This window comes from Shinella sp. JR1-6, from assembly GCF_004284735.1.
Classification (GTDB): Bacteria; Pseudomonadota; Alphaproteobacteria; order Rhizobiales; family Rhizobiaceae; genus Shinella.
On sequence record NZ_SHMI01000006.1, the window covers coordinates 54,656 to 78,858 of the forward strand.

General features: G+C 62.3%; 24 protein-coding genes. 4 read left to right on the forward strand and 20 right to left on the reverse strand.

Features of this window, described 5'->3' with window-relative positions:
• Positions 1-6 precede the first annotated feature (6 nt).
• Positions 7-705 (forward strand): 6-phosphogluconolactonase, encoded by a 699-nt coding sequence (gene pgl, locus EXZ48_RS12565; RefSeq protein WP_130516272.1) that lies wholly within the window; start codon positions 7-9, stop codon positions 703-705.
• Positions 706-829: 124 nt separating this feature from the next.
• Positions 830-2,650, forward strand: a complete 1,821-nt coding sequence (gene edd / locus EXZ48_RS12570) for a phosphogluconate dehydratase (protein WP_130516274.1) — start codon at positions 830-832, stop codon at positions 2,648-2,650.
• 196 nt (positions 2,651-2,846) lie between these two features.
• Here the strand turns inward: edd and EXZ48_RS12575 are convergent, their stop codons facing one another.
• From EXZ48_RS12575 to EXZ48_RS12600, 6 genes are all read right to left on the reverse strand, one after another.
• A complete protein-coding gene (locus EXZ48_RS12575) occupies positions 2,847-3,260 on the reverse strand; it encodes a hypothetical protein (RefSeq protein ID WP_023511846.1) in 414 nt (137 codons plus the stop codon).
• A 107-nt stretch (positions 3,261-3,367) separates the two neighbouring features.
• Positions 3,368-4,459: an ABC transporter ATP-binding protein gene (locus EXZ48_RS12580; RefSeq protein WP_130516276.1), complete on the reverse strand. Its 1,092-nt coding sequence runs from the start codon at positions 4,457-4,459 to the stop codon at positions 3,368-3,370.
• A gap of 81 nt (positions 4,460-4,540) precedes the next feature.
• Entirely contained in the window at positions 4,541-6,193 is a 1,653-nt protein-coding gene (locus EXZ48_RS12585; RefSeq protein ID WP_130516278.1) for an alpha-glucosidase, read from the reverse strand.
• A gap of 80 nt (positions 6,194-6,273) precedes the next feature.
• The gene (locus EXZ48_RS12590; protein ID WP_130516280.1) at positions 6,274-7,419 is read right to left on the reverse strand and encodes a carbohydrate ABC transporter permease; all 1,146 of its coding nucleotides are present in this window, start codon (positions 7,417-7,419) and stop codon (positions 6,274-6,276) included.
• Between the two features lies 1 nt (position 7,420).
• Positions 7,421-8,431, reverse strand: coding sequence for a carbohydrate ABC transporter permease (locus EXZ48_RS12595; protein WP_023516575.1), 1,011 nt, complete (start codon positions 8,429-8,431; stop codon positions 7,421-7,423).
• Positions 8,432-8,620: 189 nt separating this feature from the next.
• Positions 8,621-9,961 carry an ABC transporter substrate-binding protein gene (locus EXZ48_RS12600; RefSeq protein WP_371687656.1) on the reverse strand — a complete coding sequence of 447 codons (1,341 nt, stop codon included), beginning with the start codon at positions 9,959-9,961 and terminating at the stop codon, positions 8,621-8,623.
• Between the two features lie 329 nt (positions 9,962-10,290).
• Here EXZ48_RS12600 and EXZ48_RS12605 point away from each other — a divergent pair, with 329 nt between their 5' ends.
• The gene (locus EXZ48_RS12605; RefSeq protein WP_037408163.1) at positions 10,291-11,319 is read left to right on the forward strand and encodes a substrate-binding domain-containing protein; all 1,029 of its coding nucleotides are present in this window, start codon (positions 10,291-10,293) and stop codon (positions 11,317-11,319) included.
• A 190-nt stretch (positions 11,320-11,509) separates the two neighbouring features.
• On the opposite strand, the gene folD is transcribed toward EXZ48_RS12605, so the two are convergent.
• Positions 11,510-12,409 (reverse strand): bifunctional methylenetetrahydrofolate dehydrogenase/methenyltetrahydrofolate cyclohydrolase FolD, encoded by a 900-nt coding sequence (gene folD / locus EXZ48_RS12610; protein WP_023515738.1) that lies wholly within the window; start codon positions 12,407-12,409, stop codon positions 11,510-11,512.
• A gap of 526 nt (positions 12,410-12,935) precedes the next feature.
• Between folD and EXZ48_RS12615 the strand changes: the two genes are divergently transcribed.
• A complete protein-coding gene (locus EXZ48_RS12615; protein WP_130516283.1) occupies positions 12,936-13,739 on the forward strand; it encodes a WecB/TagA/CpsF family glycosyltransferase in 804 nt (267 codons plus the stop codon).
• A gap of 82 nt (positions 13,740-13,821) precedes the next feature.
• Here the strand turns inward: EXZ48_RS12615 and EXZ48_RS12620 are convergent, their stop codons facing one another.
• From EXZ48_RS12620 to EXZ48_RS12680, 13 genes are all read right to left on the reverse strand, one after another.
• Positions 13,822-14,352, reverse strand: coding sequence for a hypothetical protein (locus tag EXZ48_RS12620; protein WP_023515740.1), 531 nt, complete (start codon positions 14,350-14,352; stop codon positions 13,822-13,824).
• The gene (locus EXZ48_RS12625; protein WP_023515741.1) at positions 14,349-14,717 is read right to left on the reverse strand and encodes a hypothetical protein; all 369 of its coding nucleotides are present in this window, start codon (positions 14,715-14,717) and stop codon (positions 14,349-14,351) included. The genes EXZ48_RS12620 and EXZ48_RS12625 overlap by 4 nt, the downstream gene beginning before the upstream one ends.
• 15 nt (positions 14,718-14,732) lie before the next feature.
• Positions 14,733-15,290, reverse strand: coding sequence for a rod-binding protein (locus EXZ48_RS12630; protein WP_023515742.1), 558 nt, complete (start codon positions 15,288-15,290; stop codon positions 14,733-14,735).
• 280 nt (positions 15,291-15,570) lie between these two features.
• The gene (locus EXZ48_RS12635; RefSeq protein ID WP_024270947.1) at positions 15,571-15,969 is read right to left on the reverse strand and encodes a hypothetical protein; all 399 of its coding nucleotides are present in this window, start codon (positions 15,967-15,969) and stop codon (positions 15,571-15,573) included.
• 2 nt (positions 15,970-15,971) lie between these two features.
• Positions 15,972-16,724 carry a flagellar biosynthetic protein FliR gene (fliR, locus tag EXZ48_RS12640; RefSeq protein WP_023517399.1) on the reverse strand — a complete coding sequence of 251 codons (753 nt, stop codon included), beginning with the start codon at positions 16,722-16,724 and terminating at the stop codon, positions 15,972-15,974.
• Positions 16,721-18,808, reverse strand: a complete 2,088-nt coding sequence (flhA, locus tag EXZ48_RS12645) for a flagellar biosynthesis protein FlhA (protein WP_024270946.1) — start codon at positions 18,806-18,808, stop codon at positions 16,721-16,723. The genes fliR and flhA overlap by 4 nt, the downstream gene beginning before the upstream one ends.
• Positions 18,809-18,915: 107 nt before the next feature.
• The gene (fliQ, locus tag EXZ48_RS12650; RefSeq protein WP_023516601.1) at positions 18,916-19,182 is read right to left on the reverse strand and encodes a flagellar biosynthesis protein FliQ; all 267 of its coding nucleotides are present in this window, start codon (positions 19,180-19,182) and stop codon (positions 18,916-18,918) included.
• Complete coding sequence (gene flgD / locus EXZ48_RS12655; RefSeq protein WP_024270945.1) at positions 19,179-19,628, reverse strand: flagellar hook assembly protein FlgD; 450 nt, start codon at positions 19,626-19,628, stop codon at positions 19,179-19,181. The genes fliQ and flgD overlap by 4 nt, the downstream gene beginning before the upstream one ends.
• Positions 19,622-20,068 carry a flagellar biosynthesis repressor FlbT gene (flbT, locus tag EXZ48_RS12660; RefSeq protein ID WP_024270944.1) on the reverse strand — a complete coding sequence of 149 codons (447 nt, stop codon included), beginning with the start codon at positions 20,066-20,068 and terminating at the stop codon, positions 19,622-19,624. The genes flgD and flbT overlap by 7 nt, the downstream gene beginning before the upstream one ends.
• Positions 20,065-20,418, reverse strand: coding sequence for a flagellar biosynthesis regulator FlaF (gene flaF, locus EXZ48_RS12665; protein ID WP_024270943.1), 354 nt, complete (start codon positions 20,416-20,418; stop codon positions 20,065-20,067). Before flaF ends, flbT begins: the two co-directional genes overlap by 4 nt.
• Positions 20,419-20,456: 38 nt before the next feature.
• The gene (locus tag EXZ48_RS12670; protein ID WP_130516285.1) at positions 20,457-21,515 is read right to left on the reverse strand and encodes a flagellar hook-associated family protein; all 1,059 of its coding nucleotides are present in this window, start codon (positions 21,513-21,515) and stop codon (positions 20,457-20,459) included.
• A gap of 3 nt (positions 21,516-21,518) precedes the next feature.
• The gene (flgK, locus tag EXZ48_RS12675) at positions 21,519-22,931 is read right to left on the reverse strand and encodes a flagellar hook-associated protein FlgK (protein WP_130516286.1); all 1,413 of its coding nucleotides are present in this window, start codon (positions 22,929-22,931) and stop codon (positions 21,519-21,521) included.
• A gap of 44 nt (positions 22,932-22,975) precedes the next feature.
• A complete protein-coding gene (locus EXZ48_RS12680) occupies positions 22,976-24,202 on the reverse strand; it encodes a flagellar hook protein FlgE (protein WP_023515618.1) in 1,227 nt (408 codons plus the stop codon).
• Position 24,203: the final 1 nt, after the last annotated feature.

A 24,203-nucleotide genomic window follows, 5' to 3' on the forward strand; every position in this document is an offset into this window, starting at 1 on the left:
AGCCCGATGAGCGCGAGACTGCATGAATTCAGGGATGGCGCAGCCTTGGCCGAGGGACTGGCAGACCGGGTTTCCGGCGTGCTGGCCGACGCCGTTGCCAGCCGGGGCCGCGCCAGCATCGCGGTCTCCGGCGGCTCGACGCCAAAAGCCTTCTTCAAGGCACTGTCGAACCGAGACATCGACTGGGGCAAGGTGACGATCACCCTTGTCGATGAGCGTTTCGTTCCCGCGGACAATCCGCGCTCGAACCACCAGCTCGTCGCCGACAACCTGCTCCAGGGCAAGGCGAAGGCCGCAGGCTTCCTGCCGCTCTATCGTGACGCCGGCAGTGCGGAGGAAGCCGCGACGATCGTTTCGGGGGACGCCGAGGCTCTTGGCCATCCTTTCGATGTCGCCATTCTCGGCATGGGTACGGACGGCCACACCGCGTCCTTCTTCCCCGGCGGCAGCCGGCTTGCCGAGGCGATCTCGCCGGAAACCCCGCGTGGCGTAATCACCATGGAAGCGGAAGGCGCAGGCGAGACCCGCCTCACCTTCACCTTCGCCAGCCTCCAGGATGCCCGCCTTCTGGTGCTTCATATCGAGGGCCAGGGCAAGAAGGACGTGCTTGCCGCGGCAGAAGCCGACGGACCGGAAAGCGACATGCCGATCCGCGCCATGCTGCGCCGCGCAGCAACGCCGATCGATATCTACTGGGCGCCCTGAAGCACCCTGCCGGGTAATACCGGTTTCACCCGGCGCGTAACGCCGATGATTGAAGCGGACAGCGCAGCTCTCCCGCGCGTTGCCGCATGCGAAAATGCCATCGAGAGAGGTAAGGATAGCTCCCATGTCCGCCGATAAACGCATCGAAGCCATTACAGCCCGCATCGTCGAACGCTCGAAGCCGCATCGCGAATCCTATCTCGCGCGTGTGCGCGCCGCCATCTCCAAGGGCGTGCACCGTTCGGTGCTCTCCTGCGGCAACCTCGCGCACGGCTTTGCCGTCTGTTCCCCCGCCGAGAAGGATGCGCTCGCCGGCGACCGCGTTCCGAACCTCGGCATCATCACCTCCTACAACGACATGCTCTCGGCCCACCAGCCGTTCGAGACCTATCCGGCGCTGATCCGCGAGGCCGCGCGGGAGGCGGGCGGCGTGGCGCAGGTCGCCGGCGGCGTGCCGGCCATGTGCGACGGCGTCACGCAGGGCCAGCCGGGCATGGAACTGTCGCTCTTCTCGCGCGACCTCATCGCCATGGCGGCCGGCATCGGCCTGTCGCACAACATGTTCGATTCGGTCGTCTATCTCGGCGTCTGCGACAAGATCGTGCCGGGCCTGACGATCGCGGCCCTCACCTTCGGGCATCTGCCCGCCATCTTCATTCCTGCAGGTCCCATGACCTCGGGCCTGCCGAACGACGAGAAGGCCCGCGTGCGCCAGCTCTATGCCGAAGGCAAGGCCGGCCGGGAAGAACTGCTGGAAGCCGAGTCGAAGTCATACCACGGCCCCGGCACCTGCACCTTCTACGGCACCGCCAACTCCAACCAGATGCTGATGGAGATCATGGGCTTCCATATGCCCGGCGCCTCCTTCATCAATCCTGGCACCCCGCTGCGCGACGCACTGACCAAGGAAGCCGCCAAGCGCGCGCTCGCCATCACCGCACAGGGCAATGAATTCACCCCGGCCGGCGAAATGATCGACGAGCGCTCCATCGTCAACGGCGTCGTCGGCCTGCATGCGACGGGCGGCTCGACCAACCACACGCTGCACCTTCTCGCCATGGCACGCGCCGCCGGCATCGTGCTCACCTGGCAGGACATTTCCGAGCTGTCCGACGTGGTGCCGCTGCTCGCCCGCGTCTATCCGAACGGCCTTGCCGACGTGAACCATTTTCACGCCGCCGGCGGCATGGGCTTCCTCATTCAGGAGCTTTTGAAGACCGGCATGCTGCATGACGACGTGCGCACCGTCTACGGTCAGGGCCTGCAGGCCTATACGATCGACCCGAAGCTCGGCGAAAACGGCGCGGTCGTGCGTGAACGCTCGCCGAAGATCAGCCACGATCCGAAGGTGCTCGCCAATATCGAGACACCCTTTCAGCCCACGGGTGGCCTGAAGATGCTGACCGGCAATATCGGCAGCGCCGTCATCAAGATTTCGGCGGTAAAGCCGGAGCGCCATGTCATCGAGGCGCCGGCAAAGGTGTTCCACGACCAGCAGGAACTCAATGTCGCCTTCAAGGCCGGTGAGCTGACGGGCGATTTCATCGCCGTCGTGCGCTTCCAGGGGCCGAAGGCGAACGGCATGCCGGAATTGCACAAGCTGACCACCGTGCTCGGTATCCTGCAAGACCGCGGTCAGCGCGTTGCCCTCCTCACCGACGGGCGCATGTCCGGCGCATCCGGCAAGGTGCCGGCAGCCATCCACGTCACGCCGGAGGCTGTCGACAACGGCCCGATCGGCCGCATCCGCAACGGCGATATCATCCGGCTGGATGCGACCCACGGCACGATCGAGGTTCTGGTGAATGCCGCCGAGTTCGCCGCCCGCCCGCAGGCGACGGCCGATCTCTCGGGCAACGAATTCGGCATGGGGCGCGAGCTTTTTGCACCCTTCCGCGCCATCGCAGGACCGGCCGACCATGGGGCGAGCGTGCTGTTTGCCTGATGGGTGGTCGGGGCGCTGCCGCCCCTCATCCGGCCTGCCGGCCACCTTCTCCCCGTAAACGGGGAGAAGGAAACAAGAGGCCAAGCCCCACTATCTCTCCCCGCTCATTGTTTGGGGAAAGCATCGCCACATTCCCCTTCTCCCCACCTGCGGGGAGAAGGTCGCGGCAGCGGGATGAGGGGCAGCCCCCAAAACGTCAGCTATAAATATCCAGCGTCCGGCCGTGATGGTTCCGGTGCGTCGAATAGACGAAGATGCGTTGCAGATCCTTGTCGGAGAGCAGGCGCAGGAAGCGCGCTTCGACGATGTCGTTGGTGTAGACGCGCTGCGTCAGGCAACCGATCATCGGCAGGCGGGCGCTGACGATGTCGAGGTAGAAGTTGCGTGGCAGCTGGAACTTCGTCGTCATCGTGATGACGGCACCGCTGCGCGACAATTTGGTGATCAGGCAGCGGCGGGAGACCAGGTTGACGAGACCGCCGTTCTCGGTGAACTCGATGCGCGCCTCGTTGCAGGTGTCCTCCATCGGGAAGCTCTTCTCCCGATCGTACATGAAGGACTCTTCCTTGTTCAGGTAGTTGTTACGCGGTACGGATCCCTGAATACCCATCGGCCTGCTGCCCCCCGGCACTGTCTGCTTTCGGCAAAAGCCTAGGGGAGCAACGCTTAACATCGGGTTGAGCGGCAGGGCTAAATCCTGCCGCTTCCCCTTCGCCTTCAGGATGCGCGATAACTCTTTCCGGCCGCATCGAAGAGATGCAGCTTCGCCTTGTCCGCCGTGAACCGCACCCGGTCGCCACGCTTGACGTCGAGGATGCCCGGGATCTTGGCGATGATCGGCTCGCCCTGCACGAGACCGTCGATATACAGCAGCGTCACTTCGCCGAGCGCCTCGACGATCGACACCGTACCCTCGAAGAGGAAATCCTCGCCAGTCGTGATCTGAAGGTCTTCCGGCCGTACGCCGAAGCTCGCGGTCTTGCCGACTTCGGAAGCCGCCGTCGGGATGTCAACGCTGGAGCGGCGCCCGCCCGTCAGCTCCAGCTCCGTCGAAGCGCCGGCCGCCGTGATCTTCGCGGGAATGATGTTCATCGCGGGCGAACCGATGAAGCGGGCGACGAAGAGGTTTGCCGGGCGCTCGTAGAGTTCCAGAGGCGGACCGACCTGTTCGATATGGCCGGCCGAGAGCACGACGATGCGGTCGGCAAGCGTCATCGCCTCGACCTGGTCATGCGTCACGTAGATCATCGTCGTGTCGGCCATCTGCTCGTTGAGCTTGGCGATCTCGATTCGCGTCGCCACGCGCAGGGCAGCGTCGAGGTTGGACAGCGGTTCGTCGAACAGGAAGACCTTCGGATTGCGGCAGATGGCGCGACCGATGGCGACGCGCTGACGCTGGCCGCCGGAGAGCGCCTTGGGCAGGCGGTCGAGATATTTGGTGAGCTGGAGGATATCGGCAGCCGAGCGCACGCGCCGGTCGATCTCCTCCTTGCTTTCGCCAGCGATGCGCATGCCGAAGGCCATGTTGTCGAAGACGGTCATGTGGGGATAGAGCGCATAGGACTGGAACACCATGGCGATACCACGCTTGGAAGGCGGCACGTCGTTGACGCGCTCGCCGTCGATCGTCATCTCGCCGCCGCTGATCTCCTCAAGGCCCGCGATCATGCGCAGCAGGGTCGACTTGCCGCAGCCGGACGGGCCGACGAAGACGATGAACTCGCCCTGCTTGATATCGAGATCGATGCCGTGGATCACATCCACCGCGCCGTAGGACTTGCGGATATCCTTGAGTACCAGCCCTGTCATGTCTCTCTCCCCTATAGTCCCTGTTTGGCGCAGTTCCGGAGGCGACCCGCCTTCCACTTTCGCCGGAATTGTTCTGACCGGTTACACGAAGCGCGCGAAAAACCCGCTCCAGGCCGGAAGTTCGATGCTTTCCGCATGCATCATGCTTTCAAACCCGTGGCCCTCCAGAACCTGCAGCGTGCCATCGGGCAAATCCGCAAGGCGCGCGATCGGGCTCATGTTGAAAGCGCAGAAAACCTTCTCGTTGCCGTGCGTGCGCACGAAGGAAAGGATCGCGCCTTCGGCCGACTGAAACGCAATCTCGCCCTTCACCAATGCCACGTGCTCCTTGCGGAAGGCAAGAAAGCGCCGGTAGTGCGCAAGCACCGAGGCCGCATCCCCCTCCTGTATGTCGACAGCGCGCTCGAGATGAACGGCCGGCACTGGAAGCCAGGGTTTTCCCTTGCTGAAGCCGCCGGACAGCTCGGTGCTTTCCCAGACCATCGGCGTGCGGCAGCCGTCGCGGCCCTTGAAATCCGGCCAGAACTGGATGCCATAGGGATCCTGCAGGTCCTCATAGGCAAGCTCGGCTTCCGGCAAGGCCAGCTCCTCGCCCTGGTAGATGCAGACCGAGCCGCGCAGCGACATCAGCAGGCTGGCCAGCAGCTTGGCATGGGCCTCATGATCGGTGACGGCGCTGCCCCAGCGGCTGACATGGCGCATAACGTCGTGGTTGGAGAAGGCCCAGCAGACCCAGCCCTCGGGCGCCGCCTTTTCCAAGGCATGCTGCGTGTCTGCGACGAAGGCCGGTGTCAGCGGTTCGGGCGCAAGGAACTCGAAGGCGTAGCACATGTGCATCTTGTCGCCGCCGGACGTGTATTCACCGGCGATTTCAAGGCCGCGCTGGCTGTCGCCCACCTCGCCAACGGCAGCGATGGCCGGAAACTCCTCCATGACCGCACGGAACCGTTTGAGGAACTCCAGATTTTCCGGCTGGTTCTTGTCGTAGAGATGTTCCTGGTAGTTGTAGGGGTTCACGGCCGGCGCGGTCTGGGCGTTGCGGCGCTCGGGGGCGAGCGACGGGTTGTCACGCAGCTCCTTGTCGTGGAAGTAGAAGTTGATCGTGTCGAGACGGAAGCCATCGACGCCGCGCTCCAGCCAGAAGCGGGCAACCGAGAGCAGCGCATTCTGCACTTCCGGATTGTGCAGGTTGAGGTCCGGCTGCGAGGTCAGGAAATTGTGCATGTAATATTGCAGGCGCGTCGGATCCCATTGCCAGGCCGAACCGCCGAAGATCGACAGCCAGTTGTTCGGCGGCGTGCCGTCCGGTTTGGAATCGGCCCAGACATACCAGTCCGCCCGCGGATTGGTGCGCCGGGAACGGCTTTCGACGAACCAGGGATGCTTGTCCGAGGTGTGCGACAGCACGAGGTCGATCATCACGCGGATGTTGAGGCGATGCGCCTCGGCGATCAGCGCATCGAAATCGGCGAGCGCACCGAAGATCGGATCGACGTCCTGGTAGTCGGAGACATCGTAGCCGAAATCCTTCATCGGCGAGGTGAAGAAGGGCGATATCCAGATCGCATCCACACCGAGGGAGGCGACATGGGAAAGCCGCTCCGCAATCCCCCTGAGGTCGCCGATCCCGTCACCGTTGGTATCCTGATAGGAGCGCGGATAGATCTGGTAGATCACCGCGCCACGCCACCAGTCCTTGTCCGGTACGAGAAGGGTGGAATCCGACATCGTCATGCTGCTTGTCCTGTGCATCTTTGATTTTTTACGCGATTGCGAATGCAAACCGCTTCACGCTTTTGTGGCAACTGCCTTCGTCAGCCACCCTTGACCGAGCCCGCCAGCAGGCCGCGCACGAGATAACGCTGCAAGCTGAAGAAGACGATCAGAGGAACGACGATGGTGATGAAGGCGGACGCCGTAAGGATTTCCCAGTTGCCACCGCGCGAGCCCAGAAGGTTGACGAGACGCCCGGTCAGAACGAGCTCCTCGTTGCCCGCGCCGAGGAAGACCATGGCGACGAGCAGGTCGTTCCAGGTCCACAGGAACTGGAAGATGGCGAAGGAGGCGAGTGCCGGGAAAGACAGTGGCAGGATGATCTTCACGAAGATATCGAAATCCGACGCACCGTCGACACGGGCCGATTCCATGATCTCGCGCGGCAGGCCAGCCATGTAGTTGCGCAGGAGATAGACCGCGAGCGGCAGGCCGAAGCCCATATGGGCGAGCCAGATACCGACATAGGTCTTCGCCGGCACGCCAAAGAAGGCGCCGACGCCGTTATAGAGCCGCAGCAGCGGGATCAATGACATCTGCAGCGGCACGACGAGCAGGCCGACGATGACAGCGATCAGGATCGCCCGGCCCGGAAAGGGCATCCAGGCGAGCGCATAGGCGCAGAAGGCGGCAACGAGGATCGGGATGATCGTTGCGGGGATCGCCACGGTGAGCGAATTGATGAAGGACCTGCCGATGCCCTCGGCATTCAGGACTTCGCGATAGTTGTCGAGGGTAAAGCGCGGCGGCGCGGAGGCGGTATAGAAGATGCGCTGGCCGCGCGTGCCCTCCATCTTCGTCGGCGAAACGATCTCGTAGCTGCCGTCCTCCTTGACGGTCAGCGTCTGGCCGTCGCCGATATCGGCGGCAGCGCCGGCCTCGAAGGCGGTCGGCTGCAAGGGGCGGAAGCCGAAGGCGGAGACCTTTGCGTCACTGCCTTCCAGCAAATTGCCGGATATGACGAACTTGCCGTCACGCTCGACCTGCGCCTCCGGGGCGGCAGCGCGGCCGGTCAGGTTCTGTGAGGAGGTGGAAAGCGCGGTCCACCAGCCGGAGACGGCGAGCTGGTCCTTGTCGCGCAGCGAGGAGATCAGGAGGCCCGCCGTCGGCAGGGTCCAGAGCGCGACGAGCAGAAGGACGGAAAGATGGACGGCGAAGACGAGCGGCGAACGGGACGAGGCGATCATCTCAGTGGCCTTCCATTTCCTTGGTGGCGTTGCGGATGTTCCAGATCATGATGGGTATGACCAGGATCATGATGACGACGGCAATGGACGCGCCGCGCCCGAAATCGCCGCCGCCGCGGAACATCCAGTCGAACATCAGGTTCGCCAGAACCTGCGTCTGCCATTGGCCGTTGGTCATCGCGAGCACGATGTCGAAGACCTTCAGCACCAGGATGGTGATCGTCGTCCAGACGACGGCGATCGTGCCCCAGATCTGCGGCACCATGATCTTGAAGAAGATCTGGAAACCATTGGCACCGTCGATGACGGCCGCCTCGATCGTCTCCTCCGGAATGCCGCGCAGCGCCGCCGAGAGGATGACCATGGCAAAACCCGTCTGGATCCAGATCAGGATGACCATCAGGAAGAAGTTGTTCCAGAAGGGGATGGTCATCCACGCTTCGGGCGAGCCGCCCATGGCGACGACGATGGCATTGAGGATGCCGATCTGCTCGGAGCCTTCGGCGCGGTAGTCGTAGACGAATTTCCAGATGACGGCGGCGCCGACGAAGGAGATCGCCATCGGCATGAAGATCAGCGTTTTCGCGATGTTGCCCCACCAGATGCGGTCGGTCAGCGCGGCGACGATCAGGCCGAAGAAGGTGGAGAGCGCCGGCACCACCAGCAGCCAGAGGAAATTGTTGAAGATCGACTGGCGGAACTCGCCGTCGTTGATCATCCAGGCGAAATTGCTGAAGCCGACGAACTGCTGGCCCGTGCGGTCATGGAAAGCGAGTCGAACGGACTCGAAGACGGGATAGACGAGGTAGATCGTCAGTGCGAAGAGCGCAGGCGCCATGAACAGCCAGGGCCGGATCGCATTGGTGATGCGCAGGTTCTTCGAAGCCTGCGCGCCCGTCAGCCCCTTGGAGGGAAACATCCTGTCGAGCAGGAAATTCGTCCCGAAGAAGTAGAGGACGCAGGCGAGAACGCCCCCGACCATCGTGAAGACGGCGAATAACAATTGCTGCACGGCAGTCCCTCCCCTGGAAAAGTCCCCTACGGCTTCTTTTCGTGCAGCGCGGCCTTCGCTTCAGGTGTTTGCTTGACGTCTTCCGAAGCCACATCGACTGTTCACGCGGCTTGGCCACCGCATGGTCCGGCTGCACGTTTGCATGCTCGGGAAAACCGGCCGGCGGCTGCCGGCCGGTTCGCCAGGATGTTACTTGATGGCGTCCCAGGCCTTCTGCACGCCGCCGGCGACATCGGCCGCGGACTTGCCGCCGACGAAATCGACCATACCGGTCCAGAATGCACCCGCGCCGATCTTGCCCGGCATCAGGTCCGAACCGTCGAAACGGAAGGTCGTCGAATTGAGCAGGATCTCGCCCTGCTTCTTCATCGGCGCATTGGCATAGGCCTCCTTGTTGGCGCTCTTGTAGGGCGTCAGGAAGCTGGTCTGCGCCATCCACAGTTCGTGCGCGATTGGCGTCTTCAGGAACTCGATGAACGCGCGGGCGGGCGGCGTGTCCTTGGTGATCATCGCGAGCGTGCCTGCGCCGAGCACGGGATTGCCGAGTTCCGGCTTGCTGGCATAGGGCGGCATGTAGAAGAAGTCCGCATCCTCGCCGACAACGGTGCCTTCCGGGAAGAAGGACGGGATGAACGACGCCTGATGGTGCAGGTAGCATTTCGGCGGCGAGGCGAAGAGGCCCTTCGGGCTGTCGCGGAAGTCGGTGGAGGCGACCGCCGCCGCGCCGCCATCGACGAACTTGTCGTTCTTGGCGAACCAGCCGAATTCATCGAGCGCGCCGACCACCGAAGCATCGGTGAAGGGGATTTCGTTCTTTACCCACTTGTCGTAGGTTTCCGGGGAAGCGGTGCGCAACATCAGGTCTTCGACCCAGTCGGTCGCCGGCCAGCCGGTCGCGCCGCCGGAACCGAGACCGATGCACCAGGGCGTGCCGCCGTCGGCGACGATCTGCTCGGTCAGCGCCTTCAGGTCTTCCATGGTCTTCGGCACTTCGTAGCCGGCATCTTCAAAATTTTCCGGCACGTACCAGACGAGGGACTTCACGTCGATCTTGTAGGGGAAGGCGAAGAGCGCGGCATTGCCGTCCTTGCCCTTGTAGGTCGAAAGATCGACCCAGGACTGGCCGGCGGCGTAATTGTCGAGCAGCCATTGCTTGGTCTCGTCGCCGAGCGGGGTCAGATAACCCTTGGAGGCAAGGTCAGCGATGAGGCCCGGCTGCGGCAGGATGGCGACGTCAGGCGGGCTGCCGGCCTGGGTGTCGATGACGATCTGCTGCTCGTAGTTTTCGGAAGAGGAATATTTGATCTCGACGCCCGTCGCCTCGGTGAAATAGGCGTAGACGATCTTGAAAAGCGCCTCGTCCTCACCGCGCCAGGGGCCGAAAATGGTCAGCGTCTGACCCTTGAGGTCGTGGCCCTTCTTGAAATCCTCGAAACTCTGCCAGTTGAACTTGGAATCCTCGCCCGGCTTGAATTTCAAGTCGGCCGCAGCGGCGCCGCTCGCCATCAAAAGAGCGAGCGCGGCCGTCATCAGCAATGTCTTTTTCACGAGATTTGCCTCCCATAGCAAACCCGCCCTCTCCCGGGGCAGGCATTCTCTAAAATACCCCAAAATTCAAAGCGCTTTGGATTTCCTTTCATCCCATTTCCTTCCGAGCTTCGTCAAGTACCCCTCAGAGGTTTGTGGATAAAAACGCAGGATTTAACGCAGTGCAGCGTAGTTTTGCGGCGCAAAAAGGCCAAATCCGCTTTTCCTAAATGATTTGCTGATGTTACATGCCAAAACGCTTTGGGACATATCCAGGGAACGAAAAGAGAAGACATCCAAAGCGCTTTTAATGTTTCAAGAAAGCTAAGCATGTGAATCTCAAGCAATTATCGCAGTTGCTGGGCCTCTCCCAGACAACCGTGAGCAGAGCATTGAACGGTTATCCGGAGGTCAATGCCGAGACACGCCAGCGCGTGCTCGACGCTGTCCGCGAGACTGGATACCGGCCGAACCGGGCGGCGCAACGGCTGGCAACGGGCCGGGCGGGCTCGATCGGCCTTGTCATGCCGACGGCCGATGGCATCGAATCCGACGTGCATTTCGGCGAATTCCTCGCCGGCCTCGGCGACGAGGCGGTCAAGCACGACTTTCATTTCGTCATCAACCCGAGCCATCCGGAAGAAGAGGTCGCCACCTGTCGGCGGCTGGTGGCGAGCGGCAATGTGGATGCGCTGTTCCTCGCCTATATGCGCGAGAAGGACCCGCGCATTGCCATGATGAAGACGTTGAAGACGCCCTTCGTCGTGCACGGTCGGTCGATCGGCGTGCCGACGGACTATCCCTATCTCGACATCGACAACACCGGCGCCTTCTACGATGCGACACGGCTGCTGGTGCAGCTCGGTCACCGGCATCTCGCGCTGATCAACGGACCGGATTATCTCGCCTTCTCGATCCGCCGCAAGAAAGGTACGGAGCGGGCGCTTGCCGAGCACGGCCTCACCTTGCGCGACGACTGCGTGCAGCATTCGCAAATGACGGACGAACACGGGTTTCGCGCCATGGAGCGCTTCCTCCAGCTTGAAGCGCCGCCGACCGCGGTCCTGTGTTCCAGCACGGTCCTGGCGCTTGGCGCCGTCCGGGCGATTAACCAGGCAGGGCTGAAGCTCGGCGTAGACATTTCGCTCATCGCCCATGACGACGTGCTGCCCATGCTGAAGCCGGAGAATTTCATGGTGCCGCTGACGACGACCCGCTCGTCGCTGCGTGCCGCCGGCCAGCGCATCGCCCGCCGCCTCATCGCCGACATCCTGACGCTCGAGACGCTCCCACAGCAGGAGCTCTGGAAGACGGACCTCATCGTGCGCGCTTCGACAGGCCCGGCGCCGGCGGGGAAGTAGGCTTCTGAGGAGGGCACTGCGCCGGGCCCTGCCCCTCACCCGAACCCTCTCCCCCCAAGGCGGGGAGAGGGGACGCCCCCACGAATGACGAGTGACTGAAGAAGGCGGCGCGGCACTTCTTCCCCGCTTGCGGGGGGAAGGTGGCCGGCAGGCCGGATGAGGGGCCGCTCTGGACCGATGATGTTTCCGCTCAGAACTTCGGTGGCGTGCGCCCGGCCTTGCGATAGGCGGCAATGACCGTGTTGGCCATCAGCATGGCAATGGTCATCGGACCGACACCACCGGGAACCGGGGTGATGGCACCGGCAACCTTGGCAACCTCATCGAAGGCGACGTCGCCGACGAGGCGGGACTTGCCCTCCCCCTTTTCCGGCGCGGCGATGCGGTTGATTCCGACATCGATGACGGTCGCGCCCGGCTTCACCCAGTCGGCCTTTACCATTTCCGGGCGGCCGACAGCAGCAACGAGGATATCAGCATTGCGGCAGGCGCCCGCGAGATCCTTCGTGCGCGAATGGGCGGTCGTCACCGTCGCGTTTGCGGCGAGGAGCAGAGCGGACATCGGCTTGCCGAAGAGGTTCGAGCGGCCGATCACCACGGCGTTGAGGCCGGACAAGTCCTCGCCATGCGTGCGGCGTACGAAAACCATGGCGCCGGCCGGCGTGCAGGAGACGAGCCCTCCTTCGAGATCGCCCGTCGCGACCTTGCCGGCGTTGACGACGTGCAGGCCGTCAACATCCTTTTCCGGCTTGATCGACTGGATGATCGGCTCGGAATCGAGGTGCTTCGGCAGTGGCAGCTGGACCAGGATGCCATGGATGGTCTCGTCGGCGTTGAGCGTCTCGACGAGGCGGGCAAGCTCCTCCTGCGTGGTCTGCTCCGGCAGCGTATGCTGGATGGAGGTAAAGCCGCATTCCTTGGCCATGCGGCTCTTGGAAGAGACATAGGCGTGACTTGCCGGATCGTCGCCGACGATGATGACGGCAAGACCAGGCTTCACGCCGGCATCCTTCTCCAGGGCAGCGGCAGCGGACTTCACGGTGTCAATCACGGAAGCGGCAACCTGCTTCCCATCGATAATGGTGGTCACATTTCTCTCCCTGGATGAAGTGCGCCCACTCTAGTGGGACGCCCGCGCGGCGGGATGGCCTCTTAACGCCCTATGCTGTCCAAAACGCATAATTTCAAGCATATCCTGCCGGAAAGCACAGATCCGGCCGACGAAAGTGCTTTTTCCTGTCAGCAATGAAAGGCAGGACCGCGGCATGACGGAACCGCGCACAGCCATGCAGAAAGTCCTTTTTTGACGCAGATTGCGGGATTCTTTTTCTTGAAGCAGCCGGAGTACGAAAACTCAAATGGTTGTTTTTCAAAGAATTTATCGGCAGCGTACCATCATGGTTAGCAATGCGTGAACACGGTCCGCCGCCTTTTCGGGAAATCCTTAAACGGCCTTTCAGGGGAACTTGCTAAATCGGCAGGCACCAATAGCAGCCTTGCGGGAACAGCATGACGCCCTATCCCACAGATCCCGTCGAACCCGCCGCTTTCGAGGTCATGACGACCTTGAAGACCGGCCGCTGCCCGCCTGCGGACGTTTCGAAAGGACCCTTGCCATGAACCTCGTGTCCGGCAACATCACCGCCTCGCAGCGGGATATTCTCGGCCTGCCGGTCTGCGATCTTGGCTGGGCGGAAGCCTTCGCCTTCGCGGAGGAGGTGGCGACCATGCCCTTCGGCCAAAGCGTCATCGCCTTCATCAATCCCGGCAATGCCAACCTGATGATGCGCGATCCCGAATACCGTTCCGTACTGGAGCGCCAGGTCGTGCTGCCCGACGGCGACGGCGTCGATATCGCCTCCATGGTGTTCCACGGCCGCAAGTTCCCGGCGAACCTGACAAGCATCGCCTTCGTTCCAGCGCTCCTCACCTATATTGCAAAACCGATGCGCGTTGCGCTGATCGGTGCACAATCCGAGACGCTGGTGCGCGCCGCAGACACCCTTCGCCAGCATACGCCCTGGCACGAGTTCCTGCCCATCGCCGACGGCCATTTCGACCAGGGCCAGTCGGATGCGATCATGGAGCGGGTGCGGGAGGCGAATGTCGACATCCTGCTCGTTTCCATGGGTAGCCCGGCGCAGGAGAAATGGATCGACCGGCATGTCGGCCCCGGCCATGCACGGCTGGTGCTCAGTCTCGGCCCGCTGTTCGATGCGCTCGCCGGTAACACCCCCGCGATCCCCGAGGCCGTTCGGCGGTTCCGGCTCGGCTGGTTCTACCGGCTGATGAAGGCGCCGTCGCGCCTGCCCCAGCACAGGGCACAGGCTGCCTTCGCCTATCATGTGCTGCGCTACAAGCTGTCCGGCACGGTGATGGTACGGGACGACGGTCACACGGCAAAGGCCGGCTCGCTCTGAGGCGGCCGGCCAGACTCATACGAATGCATGTATCCGCGCTAAGCGCCTGAAGCCTCTCCGGTTCCCTTCGGCCGGAATTGCCTTAGTGGCCGCCGCTCTTTTCCGCCGGTTTGCCGGCCGGAACCTCGCCCTTGACGAGCGTCTGGCCACGCTTGGGCGCGGGGTCCTGCACGGATGCGGTGGTGATGTAGTCGATCTGCTCGACATAGACCTCGGCTATGACCTCCGCCCCGAAACGGCGGTTCAGCCCTTCCTTGACGATGCCGCGGAAGGCTTCGACGTCGAAGCTGCCAACCGTCGCAACGTCGATCATCTTCTTGCCGACGAGCAGTGTATAAAGCTCGTCGGTGATCATCTGCGGCAGGGGAACGGTCTGCTTGGCCGCCAGCTCCTTGTTCGCCTTGTAGGCAAGCTTGGTCAGCAGGTAGCCATTGACGCCGCCCTCCCCGATCACAGGCACCGTCGTCGTGTATCCGCTGACGAATTCCAGCGCCGCTTCGCGCTCGGCCGCGGCCGTGTCCACCTTGGGGGCCGAGGCCATCTTCAGCGAAAAATAGACCGAGGCGAGCGTGATGGCGAGAATCCAGACGCCGGTGCCGATGAGCTTGATCATGTGCCGTAACCCAGGCGGAACTGCTCCTGCGAATAGGTACCGTCCGCCTCGAGATCCTGCACGGCATTCTTCAGGATAGAGACGACTTCGCGCACGGCCTCCAGATGGGCGGAAACACGCTGGGCGTTGGTGGCGAGCTTTTCACGCACCCGGCCGAGCTGACTGGAGAAGGTCTGCGGCACCTCGTCAGGGCGCACGTCGCGCGTCAGCATCGCCAGCTCATAGAGGCAGCGGCTCTTGTGGGCGTTCGAGGTTGGCAGATCGAAATCGGGATCACGACCGATATTGTCGTTCTCGTTGTCGATGATCGTTTCGAGCCGGCCGAGGACGGTGCGGATCCGCAGTTCGTTGGTTGCCTGTTCCATTTTGTTGTTCTCCGCTTAGATCTTCGTCTCGTGTTCCTTGATGCCCGGCGTCAGATCGGCAAAGGCTTGCCGCTGCAGGGCCTGCACCATGCCGGCTGCGACACGGTCGGTATTCTTGTCCTTCTCGGGCGAAGCCGCGCCGATGCCGCTGCTCTTGGCAAGGCTTTCGGCAATGCCGATGCCGCCGCCCTTGGCAAGCGCCTCGCCGAGCTGATCGGCCATCATTCCGCGCCACATTTCGCCGGCCGTGCCCTTGCCGTACATTTCCTCGCTGTCGGTCGGCAGCATGGACTTCACAAAATTCTGCAGCACCATCGATTCGAACTTGCGCATATGCTCCGGCACGGCCTTGCCGCCCACGGCGGACACGCCTTGTGCCGACTGGGCGCCGGCCGCATCCCGGTTGAGAATGCTGCCGACGGTGGCCTGGAAGCCTGCGCCGGCCTCGGCAAGGCTCGTCGCCTCGAAGGCGGCCTTGTTCGACTTCAGCCTGGCTTGCGCTTCCTGAACCTGGGTCGGGTCGGCAGCACGCACGACATCGAGCACCAGGTCGCTGGGGGGAGAAATTGCCACGTCCTTGAGCCTTTCAGGTGATCCTCGTGAGCCGAACCCGTCCTCATGGCGGTTCGCCGGCCTCTGACCGTTCAGGACAGCAGATCCGCCCGCGCCGCACCTGCGGCTGCTTCGGCAAACCCCGTCATCGTCCTGATGCGACTATCGCTGCTCAACCTTACGGGAGGCTGGTGGCAGATGACGAAGTCGTGACGCGGCTGCAGAGTAAATCCATATTGACGCAAGCTTGAAAAGGCCGCGAGAAATCGCCTGTCCTTACAGCGCCTTATTCCAAAACCACCTAATCGTCATTGCCCTTGTAGGCGATGTGCTGGTCGATGAGGTCGTAGATCGAATTGTCGGCGGCCTCGCGCTCCTCGGCGCTGCGGGCTTCCTTGCGATGCTCTTCCATGCGGTCGCCCTTGGTGCGCTCGCGCACCACGCGCATCTCGTGCATCTGCTGCACATTGGCCAGCATCTGGTCCTGCTGCTGCAACTTGCTGTACTGGCCGGAATAGTGCCGCGAAAAGCCGCGATGGATCGGATCCAGCGAGTTGATGGCGCCCGCGACGACCTCCATCGTCTCGCTGACCTCCTCGCGCTGGCGCGTGGTATTGGCAAGGTCGATCTCCGCCATCTTCTCCAGATGGCGCTGCACGCTGACGAGACGCTTCAGCTTGTCCGAGCGGTTCTGCGCCATCGCTATTCCCCCCGGAAGACCGGGGTGAAGCCGGCCGCAAAGATCTCGAGCAGAGAGGAGATGCCGAAGTAGAGCAGGAGCAGCCCCCCGGTGATGATGAAGGGCAGCGAGACGAAATAGATCGGGATCTGCGGCGCCAGCTTGTTGATGAGGCCGACGGCCACGTTGAAGACAAGACCGTAGAGGATGAAGGGGCTCGCGAGCCTCAGCATGATCATGAAGGTCTGGCTCAGCGTATCGGTGAGCGTGATCAGCGCGCCCTGCGGATTGAAGCCGGCACCGATCGGCATGACATTGTAGGATTCCACCAGCGCCCGCATGACGACATGATGGAAATCTAGCATGAAGAGCACCATCAGGCCGGCAAAGGAAAGCAGGTTCGTCAGCTGGTTTTCTGCCGTGTCCTCAAGCACATCGGGCGTCGGCGGCGCATTGAAGCCCATCATCATCGTCAATACCGTGCCGGCGAATTGCAGGCCAAGCACATAGTAGCGGGCGATGAGGCCGATAACGGCGCCCGTCAGGGTCTCGAAGACGATCAGCGAGAGATAGCTGTCGAGCGAGCCCGACGTGCGGGGGTAGATCGTGTCCCACAGGATCGGCAGCACCGCCATGGAAACCGCCACCGCAAGGAACAGACGGATCTGTACGGTGAGGCGCGCGGAAGAGAAGCCCGGCAGCAGCATGAAGCACCCGCCGACACGGCAGAAGGCGGCGAACAGCGCCAGCACCGTGCCCTGCGGGTCCGTTATCATGAAATGGAGCCGAGGATCTTGATCTCGATGCCCTTGGCGAGCTCGACATGCGAGAGAACCGGCAATGTGGCGAAGAGGCGCTCGATGATCATGCGCACATAAGAGCGGGATTCGGGCGACGTGACCAGTACAAAGGGCGTGCCGCGATCGAGAAACTCGCGGATAACCCGGGTTGCCTGCTCGGAAAACTCCTCAAGCTGGCGCGGATCGATATCGAATTCGACGATTTCGCCCTTGGTGTCGCGCTTGAGCGCCTGGTGGAAGACCATGTCCCACTTGTTGCCGAGGCGCAGCACGGGCAACACGCCGTTCTCCGCAAGGTCACCGCAGATCTGCTGCGACATGCGGATGCGCACGTGCTCGACGATCTGCTCGGTCTTGCGCACATGCGGGGCAAGCTCGGCGACCGCTTCCAGGATGAGATGCAGGTTGCGGATCGAGACGCGCTCGGCGAGCAGCAGCTTGAGGACGGCTTGAAGGCCGGAATAGGACATGTGCGACGAGCAGATCTCGTCCGCGAGCTTGCGGTATTCCGGATCCAGGCGCTCGATGAGCACCTTGACGTCCTTGTAGGACAGGAGCTGCGGCAGGTTGTTGCGGATGACTTCGGACAGGTGCGTGAGAACCACCGAGACGTTGTCGATCGGGTGGAAACCTTCACGGCGCAGGTCGTCTGCGAAGGTTTCAAGGATCGACACGGCCGGCATTCCGAAGGCGGGTTCGCGGATATCGTCACCCGGCACGCTCGGCTTGCGGCCGCCGCCGGTGACGACGAGGACTTCGCCGACGCGCACGATGTTGGATGCGATCGTCGTGCCATGGATTCGGATCTGATAGGACTTGTCGGGAATGGAGATGTCATCCGACACCTTGATTTCCGGCACGACGAAGCCGTACTGCCCAGCGAACTTCTTGCGCATCTTGCCGACGCGGAAGGCAAGCTCCTGATGCGCGCCGAGAAGGCGCGTGGAGACCTGCTTGCCGAGCAGAAGCTCGATTTCGGCAGTCTTCAGCACCGACTTGACCGAATCCTTCTCCTGGTCGCGGCTCTGCTGGACCTGCTGGGCCTCCTGCTCGCGCTTGACGCGGTTTTCCTCGGCAATGCGGCGCGGAATGATCCAGGCGCCGAAGGCCATGAGACCACCCAGTGCCATGAACGGGAAGAACGGCAGGCCCGGCATCAGCGCCAGCAGGATCATCAGGCCGGAGGCGACGAAGAGCGCGCGCGGATAACCGGACAGCTGGTTGACGACGGCCTGGTCGGTGGAGCCCGCCGTGCCGCCGCGCGAGACGATAAGGCCAGCGGCGAGCGAGACGATGAGGGCCGGGATCTGCGAGACAAGGCCGTCACCGACCGACAGCTTGACGAAGACGTCGGCGGCTTCGCCCAGCTCCATGCCGTGGCGGAAATAGCCGATGATGATGCCGCCGAAGACGTTGATGGCGGTGATGAGCAGGCCGGCAATGGCATCGCCGCGCACGAATTTCGAGGCACCATCCATCGAGCCGAAGAAGGAGCTTTCCTCTTCCAGTTCGCGGCGACGCAGCTGCGCCTGCTTCTCGTCGATGAGGCCGGCCGAAAGGTCGGCGTCGATCGACATCTGCTTGCCGGGAATGGCATCGAGGGTGAAGCGGGCGCCGACTTCCGCGATACGCGTCGCGCCCTTGGTGATGACGATGAAGTTCACCACGATGAGGATCATGAAGACGATGATACCGATGACGAAATCACCGGACATGACAAGGCTTGCAAAGCCGGCGATCACCCCGCCCGCGGCATCGTGTCCCTCGTTGCCATGCGAGAGGATGACGCGCGTCGTCGCGATGTTGAGCGCGAGGCGCACCATGGTCGCGATGAGGAGAACCGTCGGGAAGGACGAGAAGTCGAGCGGGCGCTGGATCCACAGCGCGACCATCAGGATCAGCACCGAGAAGGCGATGGAGAACGCCAGCCCGATGTCGATCATGAAGGCCGGGATCGGCAGGAAGAGGATCGACAGGATTGTCAGGATGCCGACGGCGAATGCGATATCGCGGCCGCTGGGGCTGACCTTCGGAAGGTTTATTGCCGGTACTTGCGCCATCTGAATGCGTCCCGTCTCGTCATGAGAGGCGGCGGCGCGTCACACGCGTCGCCCATTTCATCTCATGACCTACCCGGCGAAGCTTGCGCGAGGGTGGCAGGAGCGGACTAGAAGCCGCTTTCTATTCGGGAGAAGACGATGTTCGTGAAAATGGAGATCTGCGAGCCGATGAACGGGGCAGAGATGGCGATCGTCACGAAGATCGCCAGGATTTTCGGCACGAAGGTGAGGGTCATCTCCTGCACCTGGGTCAGCGCCTGCACGAAGGCAATGGCGACGCCGACGATCATAGCCGCAAGCACGGCCGGGCCGGAGGCCACGACCACCGTCCAGATGGCGGCTTGCGCTATATCGAGGGCGTCTGCCTCATTCACGTTTCGGGATCACTCGCCTTGGGTTCGCTGATCTTCACGCCGGGGCCGATGACGAGGGTCTTGCCCGAATCAAGTGTCGCGACGATGCCGTCATTGTATAGCGTGACTTCCTTGACCACGCCAGAAATCTTGCCGTCCTCGCTGGTAACGGTGCGACCGATGACGGAGTTGGCTTCCTGCAGCGAGGTGCGCTGCAGCAGGCTTTCCAGGTTCTTGTTCGTCTTGATGGTCTGCTCGACCTGGGAGAAGGTCGCAAGCTGCGCCATCTGCTGGGTCGCATCCATCGGCTCGGTCGGATCCTGGTTCTTCATCTGCGCCACGAGCAGCTTCAGGAAGCTCTCGTAGTTGATGGTCGCCGACTTCTCGTCGGTGCCGGATTCGGCGCCGGTGACGGTCGGAGTGTAGGGCTTTTCTGCCGCCGATGCGGCGCCGACGGGCGTTACCATGGTGCAATCTCCCTGCGGATCTGTTCGATCGTGGCCGGTGCCATTTCCTGGTTGTTGAGGATGCGATCCTCGATCGGGTAAAGCGCGCGGATCGCCTTCAGGGCTTCGAAGGCGCGGCCCTGCGTGACCAGCGCGTCGACGCGCTTGAGCTCCGCCAGCACTTCCTCGTTTTTGAAGCACGAGAGCAGCATGATCACCGACTTGCGGAACATGGCGATCGACTGTTCGGCGCCTTCCGGATTGATCAGCGACATCTGCGCGATGAAATAGAGCTGGCGAAGCGGCGTGGTCGCCTGTTCCGGCTGCAGGACGTGGTTCTCCAGAAGGAACGTGACATCGTTCAGGAACTCGATCGCGACCTTACGATCGACCCTGAGAACTGCGCCGTTGACGAAAATGCGCTCACCAGACTTCAGCGATATACGCAGTGTACTTTTCATTTTATGCCATCCTTGATGATGGTGGTGATGTCGATGATGCCCTGGAAGTTCGAGGATTCGCGTTTGCGGATCTTCTCGATTTCCTTGAGTATCCAGATGGCGATGGAGATGAGGTTGGCTCGCAGCTCCGCTTCGAGCTGGTTTTCCGAATCTCCGAGATCTTCGATGAAGCGGATCCAGACGCGGCGCGTGAAGTAGATCGCCTCGATAGCCTCCCGGCTCTGGTTGCCGCCATCGCTGGCCATTGCCGCTTTCAGGAGCGCAATCGACCGATCGAGGACCTGCCGTTCCCGATCTTTCGAGACGGCGACGCCTTCCTCCATGATCTCGGCATATGAAAACTGGTACATTCAGACATCCTTCATGTGTGTCCGTACCCTCTGGTTCATCAGAGGTAGTTCAGCAGGCTCAGGTTCTGGATCCTCGACGTGAGCGTGTAAGCGAGAGAAAGCTGCGATTCGAGTGTGGTGACGCGCGTCGCCGCTTCGTAGGTATCGATGCCTTCCATGTCCTTGATGCTGGTGCTCAGGATGGTGACCTGAGCATCGAGCGATGTATTGGCCTGGCTGACGCGCGCTTCGGAAATGCCGAGCTTCGAACGCTCGCCATCGATGCCGGAGATCGCGCGCCCCATGTAGTCGATCGCGGCATCGCTGACGGTCTTGCGGGCCTGTTCGCTGATGCCGAGCGACAGCATTTCCTGGCCGATGACGAGGCCGAGCGCCATGTAGCGCATGCCGTCGACATTGGTGTTGGTCGAGCTTTGCACCGTCTCGGCGGCGCTGATGCGGCTCTGCATGTTCTCGTCGGACGCATTCGACCAGTTCGTCTGCCAGTCCACCGGGTCCATGAAGCTGGTTTCAAGACTGTCGATGAAAGCCTGCATATCTGTCGCCGAAATGGCCGCGACGGCCGGATCGGTCTGCGGAAAACCGAAATGCGCGGCAAACGCGGCATCGAAGGCGACCTTCGCATCCGAGGCCGGCGACGTTTCCAGATAGTCCTTCAGCGGCATCACGTCGGTATTGATGCCCGCGAAGAGATACTCGCCGCTGAACGAGGTGTTGGCAGCCGAGGTGAAGGTGGAAAGCGCGTTGCCGAGGTTTTCCTTGGCGAGATCCAGCTGGTCCTGCGAGGTGATGCCGGAAAGCGCAATCAGCACGCCCATCGCGTCGTTCGCCGCCGTCGACATCTGGCCGAGCGCCTCCTGCGAGGCGGCGAGGCGCTGCGTCGTCAGCGCGTTTGTGCTCTTCAGCGATTCCATGCGCTGGAGATCGCGGTGCAGGTTCAGCGTGCGCGCAGTCTTGGCACCCAGTACGGCGCCGACATCGGCATGACGGCCGGTGACCGTTTCTTCCTGGAGCTGCAACATCTCCTTCTGCGCGCTGGCCACGGTGAGCCGCATCGCATTTTGAAGGGACATGTTGGAAACGAAAGAAGTCTTCATAACTTACCCCGCCGCCTGGAGGAGAGAGGCGATCATCTCATCGACCGCCGCCACGAGTTTGGCCGACGCCTTGTAGGACTGCTCGAGATCGAGCAGCAGGGCCAGTTCCTCGTCGAGGCTGACGGCCGTGACGTTGAGAAGCGCTTCCTGAGTGCGACCGAGCAGGGCAGACTTGTCTCCACCCGCCGTCGTCGCCGCGCTGCGGATCTCTTCCAGCCAGCCGACCGAACTGCTGGAAAAGGAAAGCAAGGTCGTTGTCGTTTCGATGGACGCGTCCGGATCGAAGGACATCGGTGCCTCGAAGGCCGACGCATAGCCGTTCAGAAGCTCGGAGAAACTGGCATTGTTGTCTGTGTTGTAGACGGCGTTGATCCCGTCCCGCAGCTTCGTCGGGTTTCCGCCTTCGCTGGAGATGACATCGGGATTGACCCTGATGACCGCAGCAAGACCCGGATCCGTAACAGCGGGCAGGCCGTTGCTGGTGAAGAGCCCCTCGACCCCGCCTTCGGAAAACACCTCGATCGCACCGCGCGCGATCTCGTCGAGTTGCTTCTGGAAGGTCGGCGCGACGTAGTCGCGAACCTGCAGCAGGGCGGCGATCGACCCTTGTGCGCTGGTGTTGCCGCCGGCGCCCGCCTGGACCGGCACCCCGTCGATGAGGACCTGGTTGCCGTCGACGGCCGCGGTGAAGGTGGTCGTGGGCAGGAAGCTCACGGTGCGCGGCACCGTTTCGAACAGGACCGTGCCGTCGCTGGTATAGAGCGCAAGGTCATTGTTCGTGCGGTTGACTGTCGTAACGCCGATGAGACCCGAGATTTCGGTCAGCAGCTTGTCGCGCTGGTCGAGCGCGTCGTTGACATCGGTGCCGGCAGCCGTGCCCTGGCGGACCTTGTCATTGTAGGTCTTGAATTCCGTGAGCAGGCGGTTGAGTTCCACCACCGCCGTATCGATGTCGGCATCCGCCTCCGCCCGCAGCTTCTGCAGGGCGTTCGACGTGCTGTTCAGCGCATTGGCGACGTCGATCGCATCCGACACCACCGTCTCGGCGAGCGAGACTTCGCTCGGCTTGTCGGCAAAGGTCTGGAGATTGTCGCGCAGTTTCGCCAGATAGGTGGAGGGGGCGAGTTCGTAGTCCTCGCCGCCCATCATCATCTTCATCTGCGTGAGACCGGCCAGGAGTGTTTCCTGGCCGCTCGACTTGGAGATCGAAAGCAGGTTCTGCTTCAGCAGCGCCTCGTTCTGGGCACGCTGCGTTTCCACCACGGTGGCACCGGAGGACGCCGTGGCGAGGATCGCCGCGCGGCGCGCGTAGTTCGGGTTGCTTGCATTGGCAATGTTCTTCGACGCGACGGCCGATTGCAGGCCTACGTTGGAGAAACTGGACTGAGCAGTCTTCATTGCTGCTGAAAGCGACATCGGATCTACCTAACTCTCGAATGCACGCGCGGCGTCATGCCGGCTTATCTCTTCAGATTGACGAGGACTTCCATCAGCTCGGAACCGGTCTGGAAGACCTTCGAGTTGGCCGTGTAGTTGCGCTGCGACTCGATCATGCTCGTCAGCTCTTCGGCGATGTCGACGTTGGAGTCTTCCAGCGCGCCGGAGATGATGGTGCCGTAGCCGCCATTGCCGGCGTAACCCATGACGACGACGCCCGAATCGCTGCTCTGCGAGTAGACGTTGCCCGGCAGCGGCTTGAGGTTGTCCGGGCTCTGCACGTTCGCCATCGCGATACGGTACTTCGGCGCAAGGTCACCGTTCTCGTATTTCAGGTAGACGATGCCGTCGTCGCTGATCTCGTAGCCGGCAACGCCGCTCGGGCCGATGCCGTCGATGTCGCCCTTGGCCGCGAAGTCCGCCGCAAGCTGCGTGCTGCCGCCGGTGGCGCCGCCGATTGAGATTTCCAACGGGTTGAGCACGCCGCCGCCGATGGTCGTGGGACCGGCGAGCGTGATGTCCGTCGGAGAGACGAGCTTGCCGTTCGTGTCGAAGGTCAGGGTCGTCGCAGCCAGGAGCGGCGTGACCGTGCCGCTGTCCGGATCGGTGTAGCTGACTTCCAGGCTCCACTCGTTCGGCGTACCGGTAGTGGAATACTTGAAGTCGAGCTTGCGCGTGTTGCCGAGGCTGTCATAGGCGACGAGCGAGGTGGTCTTGGAGAAGGGATCCTCGGCATTCGACGGCAGATTGGTGTGCAGGTAGCCCTTTTCGGACGCCTTCACGTTCAGTTCGCCGGATGCAAGGTTGATCTGCTCGAGGCCGGCAAAGCCGTTGATGACGATCGTCGGATCTTCGGTCGAGGAATAGGGGTAACCCATCAGCGTGAAGCCGGACGAGTTCTTCAGCGTACCGTCGTTCATCGGCGTGAAGGCGCCGGCGCGCGTCATGTATTCGACGCCGTCGGAACCCTGGACGATGAAGAAGCCCTTGCCGTTGATGGCAAGGTCGGTCGCCGAGGTAGTGTAGGTGAAGGTGCCCTGTGCGGAGATGGAGTACCGCACGTCCGTGTTGACGCCGCCGGAATTGTAGGCGCCGCCAGTGGAGGGCAGGATAAGGGAGGAGAACTGGGTTCCGGCCTTCTTGTAGCCGGTCGTGTTCGCGTTGGCGATGTTGTCGGCAACGGTGCTCAGGCGGTTCGCCTGTGCGTTCATGCCGGAAACACCCGTTCTCATCGTACCGTAGAGGCTCATG